The 19,391-nt window shown below is 71.7% G+C and carries 20 protein-coding genes; 7 read left to right on the top strand and 13 right to left on the bottom strand.

What is annotated here, in order from left to right:
* Window positions 1-30: 30 nt before the first annotated feature.
* The gene (locus O7622_RS05090; RefSeq protein ID WP_282312078.1) at window positions 31-459 is read right to left on the bottom strand and encodes a DUF3151 domain-containing protein; all 429 of its coding nucleotides are present in this window, start codon (window positions 457-459) and stop codon (window positions 31-33) included.
* 261 nt (window positions 460-720) lie between these two features.
* On the opposite strand from O7622_RS05090, the gene O7622_RS05085 reads away from it, so the two are divergent.
* On the top strand, window positions 721-1,932 hold the full coding sequence (locus O7622_RS05085; protein ID WP_282312077.1) for a hypothetical protein: 1,212 nt from the start codon (window positions 721-723) through the stop codon (window positions 1,930-1,932).
* Between the two features lie 92 nt (window positions 1,933-2,024).
* On the opposite strand, the gene fbaA is transcribed toward O7622_RS05085, so the two are convergent.
* Together fbaA and O7622_RS05075 are read right to left on the bottom strand one after the other, a co-directional pair.
* Window positions 2,025-3,047, bottom strand: coding sequence for a class II fructose-bisphosphate aldolase (gene fbaA, locus O7622_RS05080; protein ID WP_282312076.1), 1,023 nt, complete (start codon window positions 3,045-3,047; stop codon window positions 2,025-2,027).
* 195 nt (window positions 3,048-3,242) lie between these two features.
* Entirely contained in the window at window positions 3,243-3,626 is a 384-nt protein-coding gene (locus O7622_RS05075) for a phage holin family protein (RefSeq protein WP_135242722.1), read from the bottom strand.
* A gap of 138 nt (window positions 3,627-3,764) precedes the next feature.
* Between O7622_RS05075 and O7622_RS05070 the strand changes: the two genes are divergently transcribed.
* A complete protein-coding gene (locus O7622_RS05070) occupies window positions 3,765-3,974 on the top strand; it encodes a hypothetical protein (RefSeq protein ID WP_282312075.1) in 210 nt (69 codons plus the stop codon).
* Here the strand turns inward: O7622_RS05070 and O7622_RS05065 are convergent.
* Window positions 3,946-4,182 (bottom strand): hypothetical protein, encoded by a 237-nt coding sequence (locus O7622_RS05065; protein ID WP_282312074.1) that lies wholly within the window; start codon window positions 4,180-4,182, stop codon window positions 3,946-3,948. The genes O7622_RS05070 and O7622_RS05065 overlap by 29 nt on opposite strands.
* A 300-nt stretch (window positions 4,183-4,482) precedes the next feature.
* Here O7622_RS05065 and O7622_RS05060 point away from each other — a divergent pair, with 300 nt between their 5' ends.
* The 4 genes from O7622_RS05060 (at window position 4,483) to O7622_RS05045 (ending at window position 11,114) form a co-directional block, all read left to right on the top strand.
* On the top strand, window positions 4,483-6,057 hold the full coding sequence (locus tag O7622_RS05060; protein ID WP_282312073.1) for an LPXTG cell wall anchor domain-containing protein: 1,575 nt from the start codon (window positions 4,483-4,485) through the stop codon (window positions 6,055-6,057).
* A 160-nt stretch (window positions 6,058-6,217) separates the two neighbouring features.
* Window positions 6,218-7,732, top strand: a complete 1,515-nt coding sequence (locus O7622_RS05055) for a 3' terminal RNA ribose 2'-O-methyltransferase Hen1 (RefSeq protein WP_282312072.1) — start codon at window positions 6,218-6,220, stop codon at window positions 7,730-7,732.
* Window positions 7,729-10,245 carry a polynucleotide kinase-phosphatase gene (locus O7622_RS05050; RefSeq protein WP_282312071.1) on the top strand — a complete coding sequence of 839 codons (2,517 nt, stop codon included), beginning with the start codon at window positions 7,729-7,731 and terminating at the stop codon, window positions 10,243-10,245. The genes O7622_RS05055 and O7622_RS05050 overlap by 4 nt, the downstream gene beginning before the upstream one ends.
* Before the next feature lie 23 nt (window positions 10,246-10,268).
* The gene (locus tag O7622_RS05045) at window positions 10,269-11,114 is read left to right on the top strand and encodes a VTT domain-containing protein (protein WP_282312070.1); all 846 of its coding nucleotides are present in this window, start codon (window positions 10,269-10,271) and stop codon (window positions 11,112-11,114) included.
* 173 nt (window positions 11,115-11,287) lie between these two features.
* On the opposite strand, the gene O7622_RS05040 is transcribed toward O7622_RS05045, so the two are convergent.
* The 5 genes from O7622_RS05040 to O7622_RS05020 all read right to left on the bottom strand — a co-directional run bounded on the left by O7622_RS05040 (window position 11,288) and on the right by O7622_RS05020 (window position 14,778).
* Window positions 11,288-11,665: a metalloregulator ArsR/SmtB family transcription factor gene (locus tag O7622_RS05040; protein ID WP_007454255.1), complete on the bottom strand. Its 378-nt coding sequence runs from the start codon at window positions 11,663-11,665 to the stop codon at window positions 11,288-11,290.
* 57 nt (window positions 11,666-11,722) lie between these two features.
* Complete coding sequence (gene pyrE / locus O7622_RS05035; RefSeq protein ID WP_282312069.1) at window positions 11,723-12,262, bottom strand: orotate phosphoribosyltransferase; 540 nt, start codon at window positions 12,260-12,262, stop codon at window positions 11,723-11,725.
* Window positions 12,263-12,415: 153 nt separating this feature from the next.
* Complete coding sequence (locus O7622_RS05030) at window positions 12,416-13,225, bottom strand: SDR family NAD(P)-dependent oxidoreductase (protein WP_282312068.1); 810 nt, start codon at window positions 13,223-13,225, stop codon at window positions 12,416-12,418.
* Window positions 13,222-13,950 (bottom strand): hypothetical protein, encoded by a 729-nt coding sequence (locus O7622_RS05025; protein WP_282312067.1) that lies wholly within the window; start codon window positions 13,948-13,950, stop codon window positions 13,222-13,224. The genes O7622_RS05030 and O7622_RS05025 overlap by 4 nt, the downstream gene beginning before the upstream one ends.
* Before the next feature lie 72 nt (window positions 13,951-14,022).
* Window positions 14,023-14,778, bottom strand: coding sequence for a hypothetical protein (locus O7622_RS05020; protein WP_282312066.1), 756 nt, complete (start codon window positions 14,776-14,778; stop codon window positions 14,023-14,025).
* Between the two features lie 313 nt (window positions 14,779-15,091).
* On the opposite strand from O7622_RS05020, the gene O7622_RS05015 reads away from it, so the two are divergent.
* Complete coding sequence (locus O7622_RS05015; RefSeq protein ID WP_282312065.1) at window positions 15,092-15,394, top strand: hypothetical protein; 303 nt, start codon at window positions 15,092-15,094, stop codon at window positions 15,392-15,394.
* A gap of 122 nt (window positions 15,395-15,516) precedes the next feature.
* Here the strand turns inward: O7622_RS05015 and O7622_RS05010 are convergent, their stop codons facing one another.
* The 4 genes from O7622_RS05010 to O7622_RS04995 all read right to left on the bottom strand — a co-directional run bounded on the left by O7622_RS05010 (window position 15,517) and on the right by O7622_RS04995 (window position 19,373).
* A complete protein-coding gene (locus O7622_RS05010; RefSeq protein WP_282314045.1) occupies window positions 15,517-16,548 on the bottom strand; it encodes a hypothetical protein in 1,032 nt (343 codons plus the stop codon).
* Window positions 16,549-16,612: 64 nt separating this feature from the next.
* The gene (locus O7622_RS05005) at window positions 16,613-18,181 is read right to left on the bottom strand and encodes a polyamine aminopropyltransferase (protein WP_282312064.1); all 1,569 of its coding nucleotides are present in this window, start codon (window positions 18,179-18,181) and stop codon (window positions 16,613-16,615) included.
* Complete coding sequence (locus O7622_RS05000; RefSeq protein WP_282312063.1) at window positions 18,178-18,951, bottom strand: hypothetical protein; 774 nt, start codon at window positions 18,949-18,951, stop codon at window positions 18,178-18,180. Before O7622_RS05000 ends, O7622_RS05005 begins: the two co-directional genes overlap by 4 nt.
* Complete coding sequence (locus O7622_RS04995) at window positions 18,951-19,373, bottom strand: DUF350 domain-containing protein (RefSeq protein WP_282312062.1); 423 nt, start codon at window positions 19,371-19,373, stop codon at window positions 18,951-18,953. Before O7622_RS04995 ends, O7622_RS05000 begins: the two co-directional genes overlap by 1 nt.
* Window positions 19,374-19,391 lie beyond the last annotated feature (18 nt).

The raw sequence follows: 19,391 nt of genomic DNA, 5'->3' as shown, positions 1-19,391 counted from the left end.
CCGGGTCGGGCCCGGCCGTCGCGGCGGTGGTCAGTCGCCGGAGAGCGCGTCTCCGGCGGCCGGGTCGCAGTCGCGGAGGAACTGGGCACAGCGAGCCGCCTCGTCCGCCTCGCCGATCTCCCCCGCGGCGCGGGACAGCACGTAGAGGCAGCGGAGGAAGCCCCGGTTGGGCTTGTGCGACCAGGGCACCGGGCCGTGGCCCTTCCAGCCGCTATGGCGCAGCTGGTCCAGGCCCCGGTGGTAGCCGGTGCGGGCGTACGCGTACGCCGTGACGACCTGACCCGCGGCGAGCGCGCGGCCGCCCAGCGCCGCCCAGGCCGCACTGTAGGTCGGGAAGCGGGCCGCGACCTCGGCGTACGCCTCGTCGGTGCCCTGCTCGGCCGCCGCCGCCAGCGCGGCGTCGGCCTCCTCGTGGACCGGGAGCAGGGTGGCCGGTGGCTCAGGCAACAGGTTCTGCATCGCCCCATTCAACCCGCTTCGCCCTCGGGTACGCGAGGGGCCCCGCCCGGACGGTTGGCTGAACGGCTGAGGGTTTCGTCACGCCTGCGGCGGGAGCACACGTACCCGCGGCCCATGCCACTGCCGTGGTTCTTGCACTACAAATACAGATCCGGAGCCTCCCCAGGACCCGGTTACGCAGGAGCCCGGCGGCGTGCCCGCCGGGCTCCTGTCGTTCTCGCCCCGGTTTCGGCACTTGCCGTGCGGGGGCAGGATGGCCTGGTGCCGACCCCACCACCCGCGGACGTCATCGAGCCGCACGCGCCCCACGTCAACGAGATCGAGACCCGCACCGCGTTCGAGCAGCGGCTGGCCGGGGGAACCCTGGCCGGTCTGACCGTGCAGGGCCTGCGCCTCGACCTCGACCCGGTACCCGACCTACGCGCCGTCGACGTCACCGGCACGCTCTTCGTGGGCTGCCGCTTCGCCGGCCGCGAGGTGGGCGCGGACCTGGTCCGCCGGGGCGCCAACGTGGTCCCGCCGTTCTCCGGACTGCCCTACCCGACCCAGCCGTCGCACCTCTACACCGCCGACGAGCTGGCCGCCGGGTTCGCCGAGGGCGGGTTCGCCGGGATGTACGACACCCGGGTGTACGCGCACTTCCGGGCGCACGGCGGCGCGCTGCCGGACGTACGCGAGGCGCTCGGTCAGCGACTGCACGACCACGGCGTGGACAACGCGCTGGCCGACGCCACCCGGTCGTGGCTGGCCGCGCACGGGCCGCAGTCGGTGGTGGGGGTGATGGGCGGGCACGCGGTGCCGCGCGGCAGCGTCGCGTACCGGATGGCCGCCGTGCTTGGCTGGGAGCTGGCGCGGGCCGACCGCCTGGTGGTCACCGGCGGCGGCCCGGGCGTGATGGAGGCGGCGAACCTCGGCGCGTTCCTCGCGGCCCGGCCGGCCGAGGAGTTGTCCGCCGCGATCGACGTGCTCGCCGTCGCGTCGGACTTCACCGACCACGACCGGTACACGGCGGCGGCGCTGGCGGTGCGCAAGCGGTACGCGGACGGCCCGTTACTGCCCTCGCCCCGCCCGTCGGCGCCGGGCACCGAGTGGGCCCGTTCCGGCGGGCTGGCCATCCCCACCTGGCTGTACGGCCACGAGCCGGCGAACCTGTTCGCGGGCCGGATCGCCAAATACTTCTCCAACGCCATCCGGGAGGACACGATCCTGCGGCTGGCCCGGGGCGGGATCGTGTTCGCGCCCGGCAAGGCCGGCACCGTGCAGGAGGTGTTCCAGGCGGCCACCAAGACGTTCTACGGGACCGACGGGGCGAGCGGGGCGTACGTCTTCCTGGACCGCACGTACTGGACCACCGAGCTGCCGGTGGAGTCGCTGCTGCGGCCGCTGTTCGCCGCGTCCCCGTTCGGCGACCTGTCGCACACGATCCACCTGACCGACGACGTGCGCGACGCCGTCCGGGTGCTGGTGCAGTGAAAGGAAGGGCCCCCTCTTAACGCCTCCGGTAGAGGAAGGGCCCCTTGTTAACGCCGAGCGTTAACAAGGGGCCCTTCCTTACACGCGGGGTGTCACTTCATGGTGGTGCCGGTGGAGCGCAGGTGCTCGCAGGCCTCGACCACGCGGGCGGCCATGCCGGCCTCGGCGGCCTTGCCCCAGACGCGCGGGTCGTACATCTTCTTGTTGCCGACCTCGCCGTCGACCTTGAGCACGCCGTCGTAGTTGCGGAACATGTGGTCCGCGACCGGGCGGGTGAAGGTGTACTGGGTGTCGGTGTCGATGTTCATCTTCACCACGCCGTAGTCCAGCGCCTCCCGGATCTCCGACAGCAGCGAGCCGGAGCCGCCGTGGAAGACCAGGCTGAGCGGCTTGTCCTTGCCGTACTTGGCGCCCACCGCCACCTGGATGTCGTGCAGCACCGAGGGGCGGAGCTTGACGTTGCCCGGCTTGTAGACGCCGTGCACGTTGCCGAAGGTCAGCGCCGCCATGTAGCGGCCCTTCTCGCCCAGGCCGAGCGCGTCGACCATGGCCAGGCCGTCGTCGACTGTGGTGTAGAGCTTGTCGTTGATGGCGTTCTCGACGCCGTCCTCCTCGCCGCCGACGACGCCCACCTCGATCTCCAGGACGATCTTGCCCTTGGCGGCCTCGGCGAGGAGCTGCTCGGCGATCTCCAGGTTCTCCGCCACCGGCACGGCCGAGCCGTCCCACATGTGCGACTGGAACAGCGGCTCCTGGCCGGCCTTGACGCGCTCCTGCGAGATGGCCATCAGCGGCCGGACGAACTTGTCCAGCTTGTCCTTCGGGCAGTGGTCGGTGTGCAGCGCGATGTTCACCGGGTACTTCTTGGCGACCTCGTGCGCGTACGCGGCGAACGCCACCGCGCCGGTCACCATGTCCTTCACGGACGGGCCGGACAGGTACTCCGCGCCGCCGGTGGAGACCTGGATGATGCCGTCGCTCTCCGCATCGGCGAAGCCCTTGAGCGCCGCGTTCAGCGTCTGCGAGGAGGTCACGTTGATCGCGGGGTACGCGTACCGGCCGGCCTTGGCCCGGTCCAGCATCTCCGCGTAGGCCTCGGGGGAAGCGATGGGCATGTCGAACGCTCCTTACTTACCGCTCTCGGCCGTGCAGGCCGCTGACTTCCATGGAGGGCGGCCGTTCCGGCCCCGGGTCTTCCCCGGAGCCGACCGTTCCGGTCGCTGGCGTCCACAGGTGCGCCGGACCGCGCTGTCCACCGCGGGCAGTATCCCGCAGGAGCGCGAGCGGGGCACAACCGGCCCGGACGCCGCTCACCGGTTCTCCAGCCGGTCCGGTACGACGACGCTGATCAGCCAGCTCACCACCGCGACCACGATGGCGCCCCAGAAGGCGGCCCAGAAGCCGTCCACGTGGAACGGGAGCTTCAGCACCCCGGCGATCCAGTCGGTGAGCAGGAACAGCAGCGCGTTCACCACGAGCGCGAACAGGCCGAGCGTGAGTAGGTAGAACACGCAGCCGAACACCTTGATGAGCGGCTTGAGCACCGCGTTGACCACACCGAAGACCAGTGCCACCACGATCAGGGTGAGCACGTTGCTGCCGGTGTTACGGCCGCTCACCTCCACTCCGGGCACGATCAGCGTCGCGATCCACAGCGCGACGGCGGTGATCGCCAGTCGGATCAGGAAGCCCATGCCTCCCATCCTGGCACCGGCCGCGCGCCGGGAGCGGGACAATCGCCGACTCCGCCGTTCCGCCCGCCACCAAGCGGCGGCCCGGAGCAGCCCGTACGGTGGTGAGGACGATGCCCGCACGGAGAACAGGGAGGGACGATGGGTCAGCCCGACGAGGACTTCGCCCCCAGTGACCACCTCGCCCCGGAGGAGCGGGATCTGGAGGCCGAGCCGGCCGACGCGGTCGAGCAGGCCACCACTGTGCGCGACGAGACCGACGGCGAGCCGCACCGGGGCATGGAGGTCGACGACTGGGACGCCATGGAGCAGGCCCGCGTCGTCACCGCCGACGAGGACGACTACCGCTGACCCGGTGCCCGGTCACCGCAGGGCGGTGCCAGTCCCGGATCTGGTCCCGGTCCGCCGCGGACTGGGCGTGGTCGGCCGGCGCGGGCACCGATTCGTCCGCCGCGCCGTGCAGCAGCACCCGCCGCGCCCACGATCCGCGCCGCCAGTCGATGAACTGGTTGGCGAGCATCCGGCGCACGTACCGCTCCGGGGCGTCGGTGCGGGCCACCCGCCGCCAGTTGAGCTAGACCCGGACCAGGGTCTCCCGCACCAGATCCTGCGCCTGGTGCGGATCCCCGGTCAGCATGACCGCGTACCGCGGCAGGGCGCCCAACCGCGCGTCGGCGAACTCCTCGTACGTCACTGCACCTCCCGGTGTCCGATTGATGGACGGTCCCGGGCAGGTGGAACATTGCGGTGGCGCCGATCATCCGTTCGGTCGATATTCATGATGCGGGACAACGCGATCCTTAAGGAATCCTTAAGCTCCGTGGGCTCCACCTGATCACCCCACGGGAGGACCCCCCACATGCTCAGCAACTCCACCCGGCGCTGGTTCGCCGGGTTGGGCGTCGCAGGCGCGTTCGTCGCCGCCTCCGCCACTCCCGCCCTCGCGGCGGACCCCAAGGCCGAGCTCGGCGTCTACTTCAGCGACACGACGATCGCCGCCGACTCGGACGGCAAGATCGACTACAGCATCATCCGCAGTTCGGCCTCGGTCGTGCTGCACGACCTCACCGTCCGCTACGACCTCACCGGGCTCGCCGGCAAGGTGACCGTCGGCGAGGAGGAGAACACCGCGACGGACTGCACCTCGCCCTCCGCGAACGTGCTCGTGTGCACGACGCCGTGGGAGGTGGAGATCGACGAGTGGGGCCTGTCCGGCATCTTCCCGGTGCAGATCAAGCCCACCGGCAAGGCCCAGGACGGCGACACCGGCACGCTCAAGGTGACGCTGTCGGCGAACGGCTTCGACAGCGTCTCGCACGAGGCCAAGGTGCGCGTCGGTGAGGGCGTCGACCTGGCCGCCGGCCCGGAGACCACGGTGTCGGCCGCCCCGGGCAAGAGCTTCACCGCGCCGCTGAAGGTGACGAACGTCGGCGAGACCACCGCCAAGGGGGCCGCCGTCATCTTCTACAACGACTACGGCCTGAACTCCACCAAGCACTACAGCAACTGCACGTACGTCGGTGACGAGCTGCGCACCTGCCGGTTCGACGAGGAGCTCGCCGCCGGCAGCACGTTCGGCGCGACGCTGCCGTACGCGCTCGGCGCGGACACCATGGCACCCGGTTCCCGGTACGGCGAGATCATCTGGATGACGCCGGACGAGTTCGAGGACTTCGAGCACTACCTCGGCAACTACGACGTCACCATCGGCAAGCCGGGCACCGACGGCAAGCTGACGCTGGCCGAGGCCGCCGGCCGGGCCGCCGCGCGGGGATTCCAGGCCGACCCGCGGCCGGAGAACAACGCCTCGTACCTGCAGGTGAAGGTCACCGGCAACAACAGCACCGACCTGGAGGCGCTCGGCGCGTCGGTCACCGGGAAGGCGGGCGCGACCGTCAAGGCGACGGTGGGGCTGCGCAACAACGGCCCGGCCACGCTCGACTACAGCCGCTCCGGCAGCTCAGTCACGTACCTGACCTTCGACGTGCCGAAGGGCACCACCACGACCGCCGTGCCGGAGAACTGCTCGCCGTTGAAGGGCGACGAGTGGGGTGAGCCGGGCAAGCCGGGCGCGCGTCACTACCGCTGCTACTTCGACTCGTTCCTGAAGGCCGGGGACACCGTGAAGCTGGACTTCGGCCTGAAGATCGACAAGGTCATCGCCAACGACACCGGCCTCGTGAAGATCAACGTGCCGTGCGAGTGCGACGGTGGCTTCTACCGTGACCTGAAGCCGGCCAACGACACCGCCAAGGTCGTCGTCAACGCGGCGCCGGGTGGCGGCGACGGTGGCCAGGGCGGCGGTGACGGCGGCACCCTGCCGATCACCGGTTCCTCCACCGGCCTGATCGCCGGCATCGGCGCGCTGCTGCTCGCCGCCGGTGCGGTCGGCTACGTGCTGACCCGCCGCCGCAGGACCCGCTTCGTCGCCTGACCCACGCGACACCAGGTGCCCCGCCGACCACCGGTCGGCGGGGCACCTCCGCACAAAGACAAAGACACCAAGCAGTACGGCTCTCGACGAAGCCGGAGCGGGTCGGGCTCCCCCGGAAACCCCCACGACACGAGCCGACAAACCAAGAGATCATCGACAGGTGCTACTGACCCTCACCACGACCCACCGCCCGGCGATCGACCTCGGCCACCTCCTGGTGAAGCATCCGGACCGCGTGCAGACCTTCGATCTGCCCGCCGGTGCCGCGCATGTGTTCTACCCGGAGGCGGACGAGGCGCGCTGCACGGCGGCGTTGCTGGTCGAGGTCGATCCGCTCAAGCTGGGCGGCGGCGGCCGCCGGAACCGGGCGCCGGAGGGCTTCGCGCTCGGGCAGTACGTCAACGACCGCCCGTACGCCGCCTCCAGCCTGCTCTCGTCGGCGCTGTCGAAGGTGTTCCGCTCCGCCCTGCGGGGCGAGTCGCGGGACCGTCCCGAGCTGGCGGCGAGCGCGATCCCGCTGACCGTACGGGTGCCGGTGCTGCGCTGCCGCGGCGGCGCCGAGCTGGCGGTACGGATCTTCGCCCCGCTGGGCTGGACCGTGACCGCCACCCCGATCCCGCTCGACGAGACGTACCCGGAGTGGGGTGACAGCCGCTACGTCGACCTGACGCTGACCGGCACGCTGCGGCTCGCGGACGCCCTCAACCACCTGTACGTGCTGCTGCCGGTGCTGGACGACGCCAAGCACTACTGGGTGGCGCCGGACGAGGTGGACAAGCTGCTGCGCGCGGGTGCCGGCTGGCTGGCCGGTCATCCGGAGCGGGGCCTGATCACGCGCCGCTACCTGGCGCACCGCCGGGCGCTCGCGGGCGAGGCGATGGCCCGCCTGACCGAGCTGCGGCTGGCCGACGAGCCGCCCGCCGACGACAGCATCGAGCCGTCGACCGGAGAGCCGGCCGAGTCGTCGGGCGGCGGGGCCGGGACGGCGGAGGACGTCCGCCGGGCCTCACTGGCGGTACGGCGGCGGGAGGCGGTGCTCGCCGCGCTGCGGGACAGCGGCGCGAGCCGGGTGCTGGACCTGGGCTGCGGTGGCGGCGCGCTGCTCACCGCGCTCGTCGCCGACCGGCGGTTCACCGAGGTGGTGGGCGTTGACGTGTCCGACCGGTCGCTCGGCCTGGCGGCCCGGCGGCTGCGCCTGGACCGGCTTCCGGAGCGGCAGCGGGACCGGATCCGGCTGTGGCAGTCCGCGCTCACCTACCGGGACGACCGGCTCCGGGGGTACGACGCGGCGGTGCTGATGGAGGTCGTCGAGCACCTCGACCCGCCGCGCCTGCCGGCGCTGGAGGACGCGGTGTTCGGTCACGCCCGGCCCGGCACGGTGGTGGTGACCACCCCGAACGTCGAGTACAACGTGCGCTACGAGGGGCTCGTGCCGGGCCGGTTCCGGCATGCGGACCACCGGTTCGAGTGGACCCGGGCCGAGTTCGCCGCCTGGGTGGACCGGGTGGCGGCGGCGCACGGCTACACGGCGGTGCTCGGCGGCGTCGGCGACGACGACCCGGAGGTGGGCACGCCGACCCAGATGGCGGTGCTCACCCGCGCCGAGAGCACCGGCCGACGCGACCGGGCCGACCGGAGCGACAGCAACGACCGGAAGGAGGCGACGAACCGATGACCGTCCTGGACATCCCCGAGCTGGCACTGGTGGCGCTCGTCGGCGTCTCCGGTTCCGGCAAGTCGACGTTCGCCCGGCGGCACTTCGCGCCCAGCCAGGTGCTCTCCTCGGACACGTTCCGCGGCCTGGTGGCCGACGACGAGAACGACCAGTCCGCGTCCGCCGACGCGTTCGACGCGCTGCACCACGTCGCCGCCATCCGGCTGCGGCGCGGCCTGCTCACTGTGGTCGACGCGACGAACCTCCAGCCGCACGCCCGCGCCGGGCTGATCCGGGTGGCCCGCGAGCACGACGTGCTGCCGGTGGCGATCGTGCTGGACGTGCCGGAGGCGGTGGCCTGGGAGCGTACGGAGGCGCGCGCCGACCGGACGCACGGCCGGCAGGTGCTCAACCGGATGCGCCGCGACCTGCGGCAGTCGTACGGGCGGCTGGCCCGCGAGGGCTTCCGCAAGGTGCACGTGCTGCGCGGGGTGGAGGAGATCGACGCCGCGGAGATCCGCTACGAGAAGCTGTTCAACGACCGGCGGGAGCTGACCGGCCCGTTCGACGTGGTCGGGGACGTGCACGGTTGCCGTACCGAGCTGGAGGCGCTGCTGTCCCGGCTCGGCTACGTGCTGCGGCACGACGGCGCGGGCCGCCCGGTGGACGCGGCGCACCCGTCGGGGCGTACCGCTGTGTTCGTGGGTGATCTGGTGGACCGCGGCCCGGACTCGCCCGGCGTGCTCCGCCTGGTGATGGGCATGGTGGCGGCCGGGCACGCGATCTGCGTGCCGGGCAACCACGAGCAGAAGCTGCTGCGCAAGCTGCGCGGCCGGGACGTCCGGCTGACCCACGGCCTGGCCGAGACGATGGAGCAGCTCGCCGCCGAGCCGCCGGAGTTCGTCGCCGGGGTGGAGACGTTCATCGACGGCCTGGTCAGCCACTATGTGCTCGACGGCGGCCGGCTCGTGGTGGCACACGCCGGGCTGAAGGAGGCGTACCACGGTCGGGCGTCCGGCCGGGTGCGGTCGTTCGCGCTCTACGGCGAGACCACAGGCGAGACCGACGAGTACGGCCTGCCGGTGCGCTACCCGTGGGCGCGGGACTACCGGGGTTCGGCGATGGTCGTGTACGGGCACACGCCGACGCCCGAGCCGGAGTGGGTGAACAACACCATCTGCCTGGATACCGGTTGCGTGTTCGGCGGGCACCTCACCGCGCTGCGCTACCCGGAGAAGGAGCTGGTGGCGGTCCCGGCGGTGAAGCAGTGGTACGCCCCGGCTCGCCCGCTGGTCCCGGTCGCCCCGGCGCGGCCGGACACCGTGCTGGACCTGGCCGACGTGACCGGACGGCGGCACCTCACCCACGCGTACGGGTCGCTGACCGTGCCGGCCGAGAACGCCGCCGCCGCGCTGGAGGTGCTGAGCCGGTTCGCGGTCGATCCGGGTCGGCTGGTGTGGCTGCCGCCGACCATGGCGCCCTGCTCCACGTCGACAGTGGACGGGTTCCTGGAGCACCCGGCCGAGGCGTTCGCCGACTACCGCGCGGCGGGCGTCGACCGGGTGGTCTGCGAGGAGAAGCACATGGGCTCGCGAGCGGTGGTGCTCGTGGAGCGGGAGCCGGGCCGCTTCGGCGGTGGGGTGGTGCACACCCGTACCGGTCGGCCGTTCTTCGACCCGCCGCTCGACGGCGAGCTGCTGGCCCGGGTGCGCGCCGCGGTCACCGCCGCCGGTCTCTGGGCCGAGCTGGGCACCGACTGGCTGCTGCTCGACGCCGAGCTGCTGCCCTGGTCGGCGAAGGCGAGCGGGCTGATCCGGGAGCAGTACGCCGGGGTCGGTGCGGCCGGGCGGGCCGCGTTGCCGGGGGTGCTCGCCGCGCTGGACACCGCCGCCGGGCGCGGGCTGGCGGTGGCCGGGCTGCGCGACCGGATGGCCGGGCGGTCGGCCGAGATCACCGCCTACTCGGCGGCCTACCGGGCGTACGTCCGGCCGACCGACGGGCTGCGCGGGGTGACGCTGGCGCCGTTCGCGGTGCTGGCCGGGGCCGGGGTGAGCTACGCCGACCGCGACCACGGCTGGCACCTGGCGCTGGCCGACCGGCTCTGTGCCGCCGACCCGGAGTTCTTCACGCCGACCCGGCGGCGGGTGGTGGAGCTGGCCGACGAGTCGGCGGTGGCCGACGCCACCGAGTGGTGGCTGGCGCTCACCGCGGCCGGTGGCGAGGGCATGGTGGTCAAGCCGTACGCGGGCCTGGCCGCCCGCTCACCGAGGGGCTCGTTGCTCCAGCCGGGGATCAAGTGCCGGGGGCGGGAGTACCTGCGGATCATCTACGGTCCCGGGTACACCGAGGCGGCGCAGCTCGCCGCGTTGCGCCGCCGGTCGCTGGGTCGCAAGCGCGGACTCGCCCTGCGGGAGCACGGACTGGGCCTGGCCGCCCTGGACGCACTGGCCGAGGACGCCCCGCTCTGGCGCCGCCACGAGCTGGTGTTCGCGATCCTCGCCTGCGAGTCCGAGCCGGTCGACCCCCGCCTCTGACGAGGACGCCCGGTCCGGCCGAAATGCCGGACCGGGCCGGGGTACCCTGTGTGGCCGTGGACACAGCAGAGAAGACCCGGATGTTCTCCGAGAGCGTGGCGCTGAACCCGCTCGATCCGAAGGACCTCATCCACACCTTCGGCATGATCGGTGTCTGGGTGATCCTCTTCGCCGAGACCGGGCTGCTCGTCGGCTTCTTCTTCCCGGGCGACTCGCTGCTGTTCCTGGCCGGGGTGGCCGCCTCCCCGGTGGCCGACGCCATCTTCGGCGACGGCACCCGCCTGTCCCTGGCCGGGCTGATGATCGGCGGTCCGCTCTGCGCCATCGTCGGCGCCCAGCTCGGGCACTGGCTCGGTGCCCGGTACGGCCGGCGCATGTTCGAGAAGCCCAACTCCCGTCTGTTCAAGCGGGAGTACGTGGAGAAGGCGGAGTACTACTTCCAGAAGTTCGGCCCGGCGAAGGCCGTGGTGCTGGCCCGGTTCATCCCGATCGTGCGGACGTTCCTCAACCCGGTGGCCGGGGTGCTCGGCATGTCTGCCCGCCAGTTCTTCGTGTGGAACGTGGTGGGCGCGGTCCTCTGGGTGGACGGCATCCTGCTGGTCGGCTACCTGCTGGCCCGGCAGATCTACGACGCCATCGGCGACAAGATCGACAGGTACATCCTGCCGGTGGTCGCGCTGATCATCGTGATCTCGGTACTGCCGATCTTCTTCGAGTTCCTCCGCGACCGGCGGGCACGCAAGCGCGGCGAGGCGGTCGCCGTCATCACCGCGGCGACTGTGGCCGGCACTGTGGAGGCGGCCCGGGAGGGCATCGAGGAGCACCGCCCCGGGCACGGCGACGGGCACGGCGGTCAGCACCGCCGCTGAGCGCGTACGGACGCCGAAGGCCGGCCCTCGGACGAGGACCGGCCTTCGGCAGCACTGCTCCAGCCGGGTTCACACGGACGACGACAGCCGTCACCGTGGGCTGATGGCGCCACCCCTCGCACGCCACCGGTCACCCGGTCGGGACGACCCTCGGTCGGGTCGGCCCGGAGGTTTCAGCGAGCCTTCTTGGTGGCCCGCTTCCGCGGCGGGGTGAGCAGATCCGCGATCGTGGCGATCGCGGACGGCACCAGCCGGTAGTACGCCCAGACCCCGCGCTTCTCCCGCTCCAGCAAGCCGGCCTCGGTGAGGATTCGCAGGTGGTGGCTGACCGTCGGCTGCGAGAGGCCGAGCGGCGCGGTGAGGTCACACACGCACGCCTCCCCCTCGGGAGCCGACTGGATCAGGCTGAGCAGCCGCAGCCGGGCGGGGTCCGCGAGGGCCTTGAGGACCCCCGCAAGCCGCTCGGCGTCGGCGCGTTCGATCGGCTCGCCGGCAAGCGGCGAGATCTGAGGCATGGTCATTTCAGCCAACGCAGTTCCCACGTATTCCATCCTTCCACCAGCAGCATCGATCCGCCTGCATATCAGCAGATCCGAATCGGCAAACTTTTACGCCACAAGGCCGAGGTCAGCCAACGTATAGGCCGCCCGATAGGGCAATCCGGCGGCTCGCACCGTGTCGCCGGCACCTCGATCAACAATAACCGCCACACCCACCACCTCGGCCCCTGCCTCACGCAATGCCTCGACAGCCGTCAACACACTTCCACCGGTGGTGGAGGTGTCCTCGACGGCGAGCACCCGTCGCCCGGAGACGTCCGGCCCCTCGATCCGGCGCTGGAGACCGTGGGCCTTGCCCTCCTTGCGGACCACGAAGGCGTCGACAGCGTGGCCGGTGCCCGCAGAGGCGTGCAGCATGGCGGCGGCCACCGGATCGGCGCCCAGGGTCAGCCCGCCGACCGCGTCGTACGCCCAGTCGGCGGTGAGGTCACGCATGACCCGGCCGATCAACGGAGCCGCCTCGTGATGGAGCGTGACGCGGCGCAGATCCACGTACCAGTCCGCCTCGCGGCCCGACGAGAGCACCACCCGGCCGTGCACCACAGCGAGGTCAGTGATGAATTTGCGCAGGTCGTCGTGGTCGCCCATGGCCCAAGAGCGTACTTCGCAAGTCCGAGCGCCATGTTTCGGGTCTGCCCTGGTCAACCCTGCGGGCGACCGACGGGTGGCGATGAGCGGCTACGCTGTGCGACCGTCCATCCCGGCCGGCAGCCGATCCTGACCCCGTCGGCCGGCCGCCGGTCAGCCGCGTCCCCGGCCGACCGCGCCCCGGGTGTCGCGCCGGAAGCCGCGCAGCAGCCGCTTCGGCGCGTGCCGCAGCCCGGCCACTGCCACCTTGTACTTCCAGTCCGGGACACTCACGAACTTGCCTTTATGCAGGTCACGGAGCCCTTCGGCGACCACATCGTCGGCGCGCAGCCACGCCCAGGCGGGCAGGCGCGACATGTCGATACCGGCCCGCTCGTGGTTGCCGGTGCGCGTGTAGCCGGGGCAGAGCGCCATCACGCGTACGCCGAGCGGCGCGACGGACTGGCCGATCGATTCACTGAAATTCGTCACCCACGCCTTGCTGGCCGAGTACGTGGATCCCGGCATGGGGACACCGAAGCCCGCAACGGAAGAGACATTTATCACTGCCCCGTGGCCTCTCTCGATCATCGGACCGAGGGCGGCGTGGGTCAGGCGCAGCACCGCGAGCACGTTGAGCCGGACCAGCCGCGCCTCCTCGGCCACCGGTGAGCGGACGAACGAGGTGTTCAGACTGATCCCGGCGTTGTTCACCAGCAGCTCCACCGGCGGGCCGTCGGCCAGCCGGTGCTCGACCGCCGCACAGCCGTCCTCGGTGGACAGATCGGCCGCGATCGTCTCCGCGTCGCCGCCGTGCCGGCCGGTCAGCTCGGCCGCCAGCGCGTCGAGCCGGGCGGCGTCCCGAGCCACCAGGACCAGATCCCAGCCGTCGGCGGCGAGCCGGCGGGCGAACGCCTCGCCGATGCCCAGGCTGGCGCCGGTCACCAGGGCGCGGCGCCGGGAGGGGCGGGTGTCACCGGTCATCGGCTGTCCTCGGGAGGCGGCGGGAACCCACCCGGCGGCGTCGCGGGCGGGACGGACGGGTGCGGGTTCAGGCCGGGTGGCGGCCCCCAGGGCGTCGGCCCGGGGGCGGCCGCGCCGGACACTGTCGAGCCGTAGCCGGACAGCCGCAGCGGTGCGGTACGGCGGCGCAGGAACGCGCCGGACGACGGCAGCGTGAGCAGCACGGCGACCACCAGATAGCCGAGGATCTGCGCCACCGACAGCGTCGCGTTCACCGGGATCCACCACGACGGGTACGCGTCGCCGACGAGTCCCAGCAGGTCGGCGGTGATCCGGTCGTCCGCGCCGAACCGCAGCGGGGCGGCGCGCTGGCCGACCAGCACCGCCAGCCCGCAGCAACCGCAGAGCAGGCCCGTGCCGGCGACCACCCAGGTCGCCGTGCGGGCGCCGGACCGGCCGGCGAGCAGACCGAGCGCGAGCCCGACGAGCAGCAGCGCGGCGAGCACGCCGAGCACGGCGGCCAGCACTGTGGAGCCGCGCAGCAGACCGGCCACCTGGTCGATGTCGCCGCCGCCGGCGCCGGTCCGCTCGGCTGCCGCATCCCGGAACCGGTCCACCGTGCCGCCACCGACGGCCAGGTTGACCACCGCGTACGCCACGGCGCCCACCGCCATCACCAGCAGCAGCGCCGCCGCGGCGAGGACCGTGCCCGGCCGGCGCGGTGCGGCCCGATCGGGGTACGACACGACTGATCCCTCCGGTAGGCGTCGGCTTGCAACCTACTCGGAGGGATCGTCGGCGTCGCTGCAATCCGGACGTCAACTTCCGGAGGGCGGCTCCGGATCGCGGCGTTCACCCGGCTGACCACCGGGCGCGGACGGCGGCTGACCGCCGGGCGTCGACGGCGGCGTGCCGGGAGCCGGCGGGTACGACGGGTACGCCGGATCCCCCGGCTGGCCCGGGTGCGACGGGTACGCCGGGTAGGCGCCACCGGGCACCGGCGGCTCCCAGCCGGCCTTGGGCTTGCGGAAGAACTCGTTCGCCTTCGGCAGCGCCAGCAGGATCAGCGCGGCCAGCAGGGCGAGCAGCGCGACCAGGCCCAGCAGCAGGTTGACCGGGGTGTACCAGGACGGCAGGCTCTCCTCAATGCTGCGACGCAGTTCCTCGCTACTCGGGCTGCTCCCACTGGCCCCACCACCAGCAACTCCGGCCGCACCGCTGATCATGCTGCCACCGAGACAGCAGACGAGAATCCCGCCCAGCACCCAGGTGGTGATGCGGGTCCCGTTGTTGCCTCTGTTGTTGAACAGGGACAGAATCACCAGGCCCAGGGCCAGGACGACCAACAGCGCTGCCGATCCGATGGTAAAGGCGACAGCGACGGTCCCGACGTCCTGCGAGTTCGACGCGGTGCCCTCGAAGGCACGCTCGAAGCCCTGCCGCAGCCTGCCACTCACTGTGATCGTCACGATGAGGCTGATCACCTGCGTGATCGCAAAGAGCAGGAGCAGGTAAGAGGACCCCGCCACCACACCCGGGCGGGCTCGTCCCGAGGTCGGGGAGGAATCGGTCATCACTCTCTCCTTCTGTCGGTTAAGCCTCACACAGTAGCGGTGGGACCCTGCTGCCGTTGGCGTCAGCAGCGGTTGATGGTTGTCGCCACCCCTCTCCGTCGTCGCAGGCAACCGTCGACAAGCGAGCATCAGCGACAAGACAAATTTACCGCCATCGACCAGCAAGAACACGTACTTGCGCTTGGCGCGGCCTTGTTCATCCCTCTCAAATATGTTTGCATCGTGGGCAGCTGGCACCGATTCATCAGTGCCGGCCGAAAAATCCGTGGGCCTGCGGAATTACGGGGAACCAAACAGCCCAAAGGAGAATTGAATGCTACCCAAGATCGCACGTACGGCGGCCGTGATCGGTACGCTGACGATCGGTACGCTCGCCGTCGCGATGCCCGCGCAGGCAGCCGACTCGACCTCGGCACCGAGGGCCGAGGTGGCGACGACCACGGCGGCCCAGGCCTACGCCTGGCCGACCTGGGGGATCTACCGCAACCTCGCTTCCTGCGTCTCCGAGGGCATGAGCTTGAAGAGCGCCGGCGTCCTTCGTGACTTCGTGTGCGTGCCTGCAACGCCCATCACCAGCGTCAACTTTCCGCACGCTCTGCTCGGGCTTGTGAACTGAATTAGCTAGTTCCCCGGGGCGGTCAGGATCGCCCCGGGGAACATCACAAATCCCAGTCTGGATCAAGCGTAAAAATTGGCGTGAGCGCATTTCGCTCGCAATTTATCCTGTCTCCGAAAACGTCAAGGGGGAGCTCCACCATTGGCGTAAGAACGTCGGGTGTCGGCGGCGCGCCGCAACCGGCGGTGCTCGGCGGTGACCACGCCGAGCAGCGCGAGGTCGAGCGCGACGGCGAAGACCGCCCCGAACTGGTTCACAGTGAAGTTGAAGACCTGCCCGAACAGCAGGTCGACGAGCAGTGCCAGCTTGAACAGGCGGAACGCCTCGGTCCGGTTGCGGCGCAGCAGCCAGGCGGCCCACAGCCCGAGCACGGCGGTGATCAGCGCGGTCGCGCTGACACCGAGCACCGCGCCCCACTCCCGCTCCTGGTCCAGCTTCCCGGTCACGCCGTCGACGAACACCGCCACCACCGTGAGCACCGGCTCCACCACCAGGTAGACCACCACCGGCCAGACCAGCCAGCGGCGTCCGGCCGCCCAGACGGCGAGGCGCCGGGCCCGATCGGCCGCCCGCTGCCAGAGCGGCACCGGCGGCGGTTCCCGATGGGGTACGGCGTCCAGCAGTTGCGCCATCGCTGTCTCGGTGGCCGGTCCGGTGCCCTGCACGAGCCGCAGCACGGCGATGCGACGGCGATCGGTCAGCCCGCCCGGCAGGCCGCTGAGCACCATGTCCAGCGCGTTCGCGGTGCGCTCGGCCGAGGTCAGCCGGGACCGGCCGGTGCGTCCGCGTACCGCCTGGGTGAGCAGGACCAGCAGCGCGAACGCGACGTAGATGATGGCGGCGGCGGGGGCGTAGAAGTAGTCGGTGCCGGTGGTGACGAACTTGCCCACCTCGTCGATGAACAGCCCGAACCCGATGCCACCGATGATCGCCCCGCCGGTGCGGGCGCCGCCGCCGAGGAAGACGAGCGGGACGCCCAGGCCGACGGCGAGCAGCAGGCCGCCCCAGAGGACGTGTGCGATGTGCAGCCCGCCGCCGCCGAGCTGCGGATAGTCGGTGGCTTTCAGGTACGCCCGCACGGCCAGCACGGTGACCACGCCGGAGAGCACGAACGCCTGGAGGTAGGACGCCGCCTCGACCGCCCGGGTCGGCAGCCGGCGGACCAGCCAGCCGATGCCCGGTCGGTGGCGCGGCGATTCGGGTGGCATGTCCCGAAACCTAGTAGCCCCGCCACTCCTCGCGGGCGTAGTCCAGCACCCTCGGGCGCAACAGCGTGGAGGCCGGTACGTCGATCCGGGCCCGATCGGCGGGGAACGTGCCGGCGGCGGCCAGCACCTCCGGGGTGAGGAAACGCAGCGGCGGCGGATCGTCCGGCAGCGCCAGTTCCGGCGCGACGTCACCCGGCGCGGCGAGCACGAACCCCCAGTCGCCGAAGCTCGGCACGTCGACGTGGTACGGCACCGCGGCGAAGCCCGCCTCGCGCACCGACCGCTCGATCGACCAGTACGACCGGGGCGCGAAGTAGGGCGACCCGGACTGCACGACCAGCCGCCCGCCGGGGGCCAGCACCGGCCGGATCAGCGTGTAGAACTCGATCGTGTAGAGCTTCGCGGTGGCCGTCTCGTCCGGGTCGGGCAGGTCGGCGATCACCACGTCGAAGCGGTCGGTGGCGGTACGCAGCCAGGCGAACGCGTCCAGGTTGAGCACCCGTACCCGGGGGTCGGTGAGCGACTCCCGGTTCAGCTCGCGCAGCTGCGGCTCGCGGCGGGCCAGCTCGACCACCGCCGGGTCGAGGTCGACGAGCGTCACCGAGCGCACGTCCGGGTACTTGAGGATCTCCCGTGCGGCAAGCCCGTCCCCGGCGCCGAGCACCAGTACGTCGCCGTGCGCCCCGCGCATCGCCGGGTGCACGAGCGCCTCGTGGTAGCGATACTCGTCGATCGAGCTGAACTGGAGGTCGCCGTTGAGGAACAGCCGCAGGTCGGTGTCGGAGTGGCCGGGCTCGCGCACCGATCGGGTCAGCACGATCTCCTGGTAGCGGCTGCGCTCGGCGTGCACCACCGGGTCGCGGTAGAGCTGCTGGCGGGTGGTCACCTCGAAGTCGTGGGCGGTCACCCAGGCGTACCCGAGGAGCAGGCCGACAACGACGGTGGCCGCGCCCAGCGCGGCCCGCGCCCGGCGGCCGAGGTCGGCGCGGAACACGGTGAAGACGAGCACCACACCGGCGACCGCGTTCACCGCGCCCACCACGAGCGCGCCCTTGAGCTGGCCGAAGACCGGGATCAGCAGGAACGGGAAGGCCAGCCCGCCGAGCAGCGCCCCCACGTAGTCGGCGGCGAACAGGTCGGCCACCGCGCTGCCCGCCGACTGCTCCCGGATGCGTTGCAGCATCACCATCAGCAGCGGGATCTCCGCGCCGATCAGCAGTCCGAGCACGAACGCGGTGCCGACGAGCGCCGGACCGTACAGGTCGAGCCAGGCGAAGGCGGCGTAGAGGCCGAGCACGGAGAGGCCGCCGAGCAGCGCCAGCGTCAGCTCGATCACCGCGAACGAGACCACCGCCCGGGACTGCAACGGCTTCGCGACCAGCGCGCCGACGCCCATCGCGAAGACCATCACGCCGAGCACGATCGACGCCTGGCCGACCGTGTCGCCGATCAGGTAGCTGCCGAGCGCGACCAGCGCCAGCTCGTACACCAGGCCGCAGGCCGCGCACACGAAGACCGCGAGCAGGACCGCCGCGCGGGCCAGGCGCCACCGCGGCCGTGCGGCCGCGCCGACGGTCACCGTCTGCTCCGGGTACGTCCGGCGGCTCCCGCCCCGGCACGCTGCGCGGGCACCCGTCCCCGGTGGTTGCGGCGCCGGCGGACGCCCACGACGAGGAACAGCGCGGCGAGCAGGAACAGGCCGAGCGAGCTGAGGACGTAGATCCAGCGATCCCGCCAGAAGTCGTTGCCGGCGTCCGGCAGCGGGACGGCCGCGGTCGACGGCCCGGCGGTGGGGGTGGCGGCCGGCTCGGCGAGCCCGCGCTCGGCGGCGAGCAGCGGCAGGATCGTGGCGGCCCGGGTGACCGCCCAGCCCGGGTCGTCGACGAACGCGTCCTCGTCCAGCCCGAAACGGCCCAGCCGGGTCTCGATCGCGGCGAGGTCGGCGAACTCGATGTCGTCCGAGCCCTTGATCCGGATCGTGGCGGAGTCCTCCGACTCACTGCCGGACGAGGTGTACCTGACGTTCGCGGACACCTCGATCCAGCGCGTGCAGCCCGGCGCGTCGGCGACAGGCGTCCCGTCACCGAGGTTGGAACCGACGCTGACCTGGTCGTACACGTCGAGCAGTTCCCAGCCGTAGCAGATGCCCTGGCTGTCGGCGGCGGCCCGGAGGATCGGCACGGTGCCGGACCGCTCGTCGGCCGCCGGCGCGGGGACGGAGGTGTCCGAGTCGCCGCTGAACACACCGATGGCGCAGACGACGACCACGATCCCCACGACCACCGACCAGATCACCGTCTGCGTGCGCTTGTCCTTTCCCGCCGAATGCTGTGCGGGCTTTCCGCTCATCAGATGATCGCGGCCGCGATGATCGCACCGGTGGCGAGGTGCACGGTGGCGGAGACCCACACCGCCGGGTGCGGCTCCGGGTCGACGAGCAGCTCACCGAGCTTGCCCGGGGTGGCCACGTCGAGCAGCACGAACGCCGCCGCCATGATCACCAGACCGAGGATGCCGTACGCGGCGGCGCCGACCAGTCCCAGCGTGAAGTCGTCGTCGCTTGCGACGATCGCCGCGACCACGATCGTGCCGACCCCGAGCAGGTTGGACGAGAGCAGCAGCGCCGCGTTGCGGTTGCGCTCGGTCCAGATCAGCTCGTGGAGCTTGCCGGGGGTGGCCAGGTCGACCAGGACGTAGCCGATCGCCATCAGGACGACGCCGACCGCGCCGTAGGCGAGGGTGATCAGCAGGTCGGTGACGAGATGCTGCACAGGAGACTCCAGGGTGAG

This window comes from Micromonospora sp. WMMD1076 (genome assembly GCF_029581475.1).
Classification (GTDB): domain Bacteria; phylum Actinomycetota; class Actinomycetes; order Mycobacteriales; family Micromonosporaceae; genus Micromonospora; species Micromonospora aurantiaca.
The sequence above is the reverse complement of the archived record's forward strand: the minus strand, read 5'-3'. Positions and strand labels throughout refer to the sequence as shown.

Bases quoted from the DNA above. Each gene is read 5' to 3' on its own strand.
- O7622_RS05090 (WP_282312078.1), bottom strand. From the start codon at position 459: ATGCAGAACCTGTTGCCTGAGCCACCGGCCACCCTGCTCCCGGTCCAC.
- fbaA (WP_282312076.1), bottom strand. From the start codon at position 3,047: ATGCCCATCGCTTCCCCCGAGGCCTACGCGGAGATGCTGGACCGGGCC.
- O7622_RS05075 (WP_135242722.1), bottom strand. From the start codon at position 3,626: ATGGGCTTCCTGATCCGACTGGCGATCACCGCCGTCGCGCTGTGGATC.
- O7622_RS05070 (WP_282312075.1), top strand. From the start codon at position 3,765: ATGGGTCAGCCCGACGAGGACTTCGCCCCCAGTGACCACCTCGCCCCG.
- O7622_RS05060 (WP_282312073.1), top strand. From the start codon at position 4,483: ATGCTCAGCAACTCCACCCGGCGCTGGTTCGCCGGGTTGGGCGTCGCA.
- O7622_RS05050 (WP_282312071.1), top strand. From the start codon at position 7,729: ATGACCGTCCTGGACATCCCCGAGCTGGCACTGGTGGCGCTCGTCGGC.
- O7622_RS05045 (WP_282312070.1), top strand. From the start codon at position 10,269: ATGCCGGACCGGGCCGGGGTACCCTGTGTGGCCGTGGACACAGCAGAG.
- O7622_RS05040 (WP_007454255.1), bottom strand. From the start codon at position 11,665: ATGGAATACGTGGGAACTGCGTTGGCTGAAATGACCATGCCTCAGATC.
- pyrE (WP_282312069.1), bottom strand. From the start codon at position 12,262: ATGGGCGACCACGACGACCTGCGCAAATTCATCACTGACCTCGCTGTG.
- O7622_RS05030 (WP_282312068.1), bottom strand. From the start codon at position 13,225: ATGACCGGTGACACCCGCCCCTCCCGGCGCCGCGCCCTGGTGACCGGC.
- O7622_RS05020 (WP_282312066.1), bottom strand. From the start codon at position 14,778: ATGACCGATTCCTCCCCGACCTCGGGACGAGCCCGCCCGGGTGTGGTG.
- O7622_RS05015 (WP_282312065.1), top strand. From the start codon at position 15,092: ATGCTACCCAAGATCGCACGTACGGCGGCCGTGATCGGTACGCTGACG.
- O7622_RS05000 (WP_282312063.1), bottom strand. From the start codon at position 18,951: ATGAGCGGAAAGCCCGCACAGCATTCGGCGGGAAAGGACAAGCGCACG.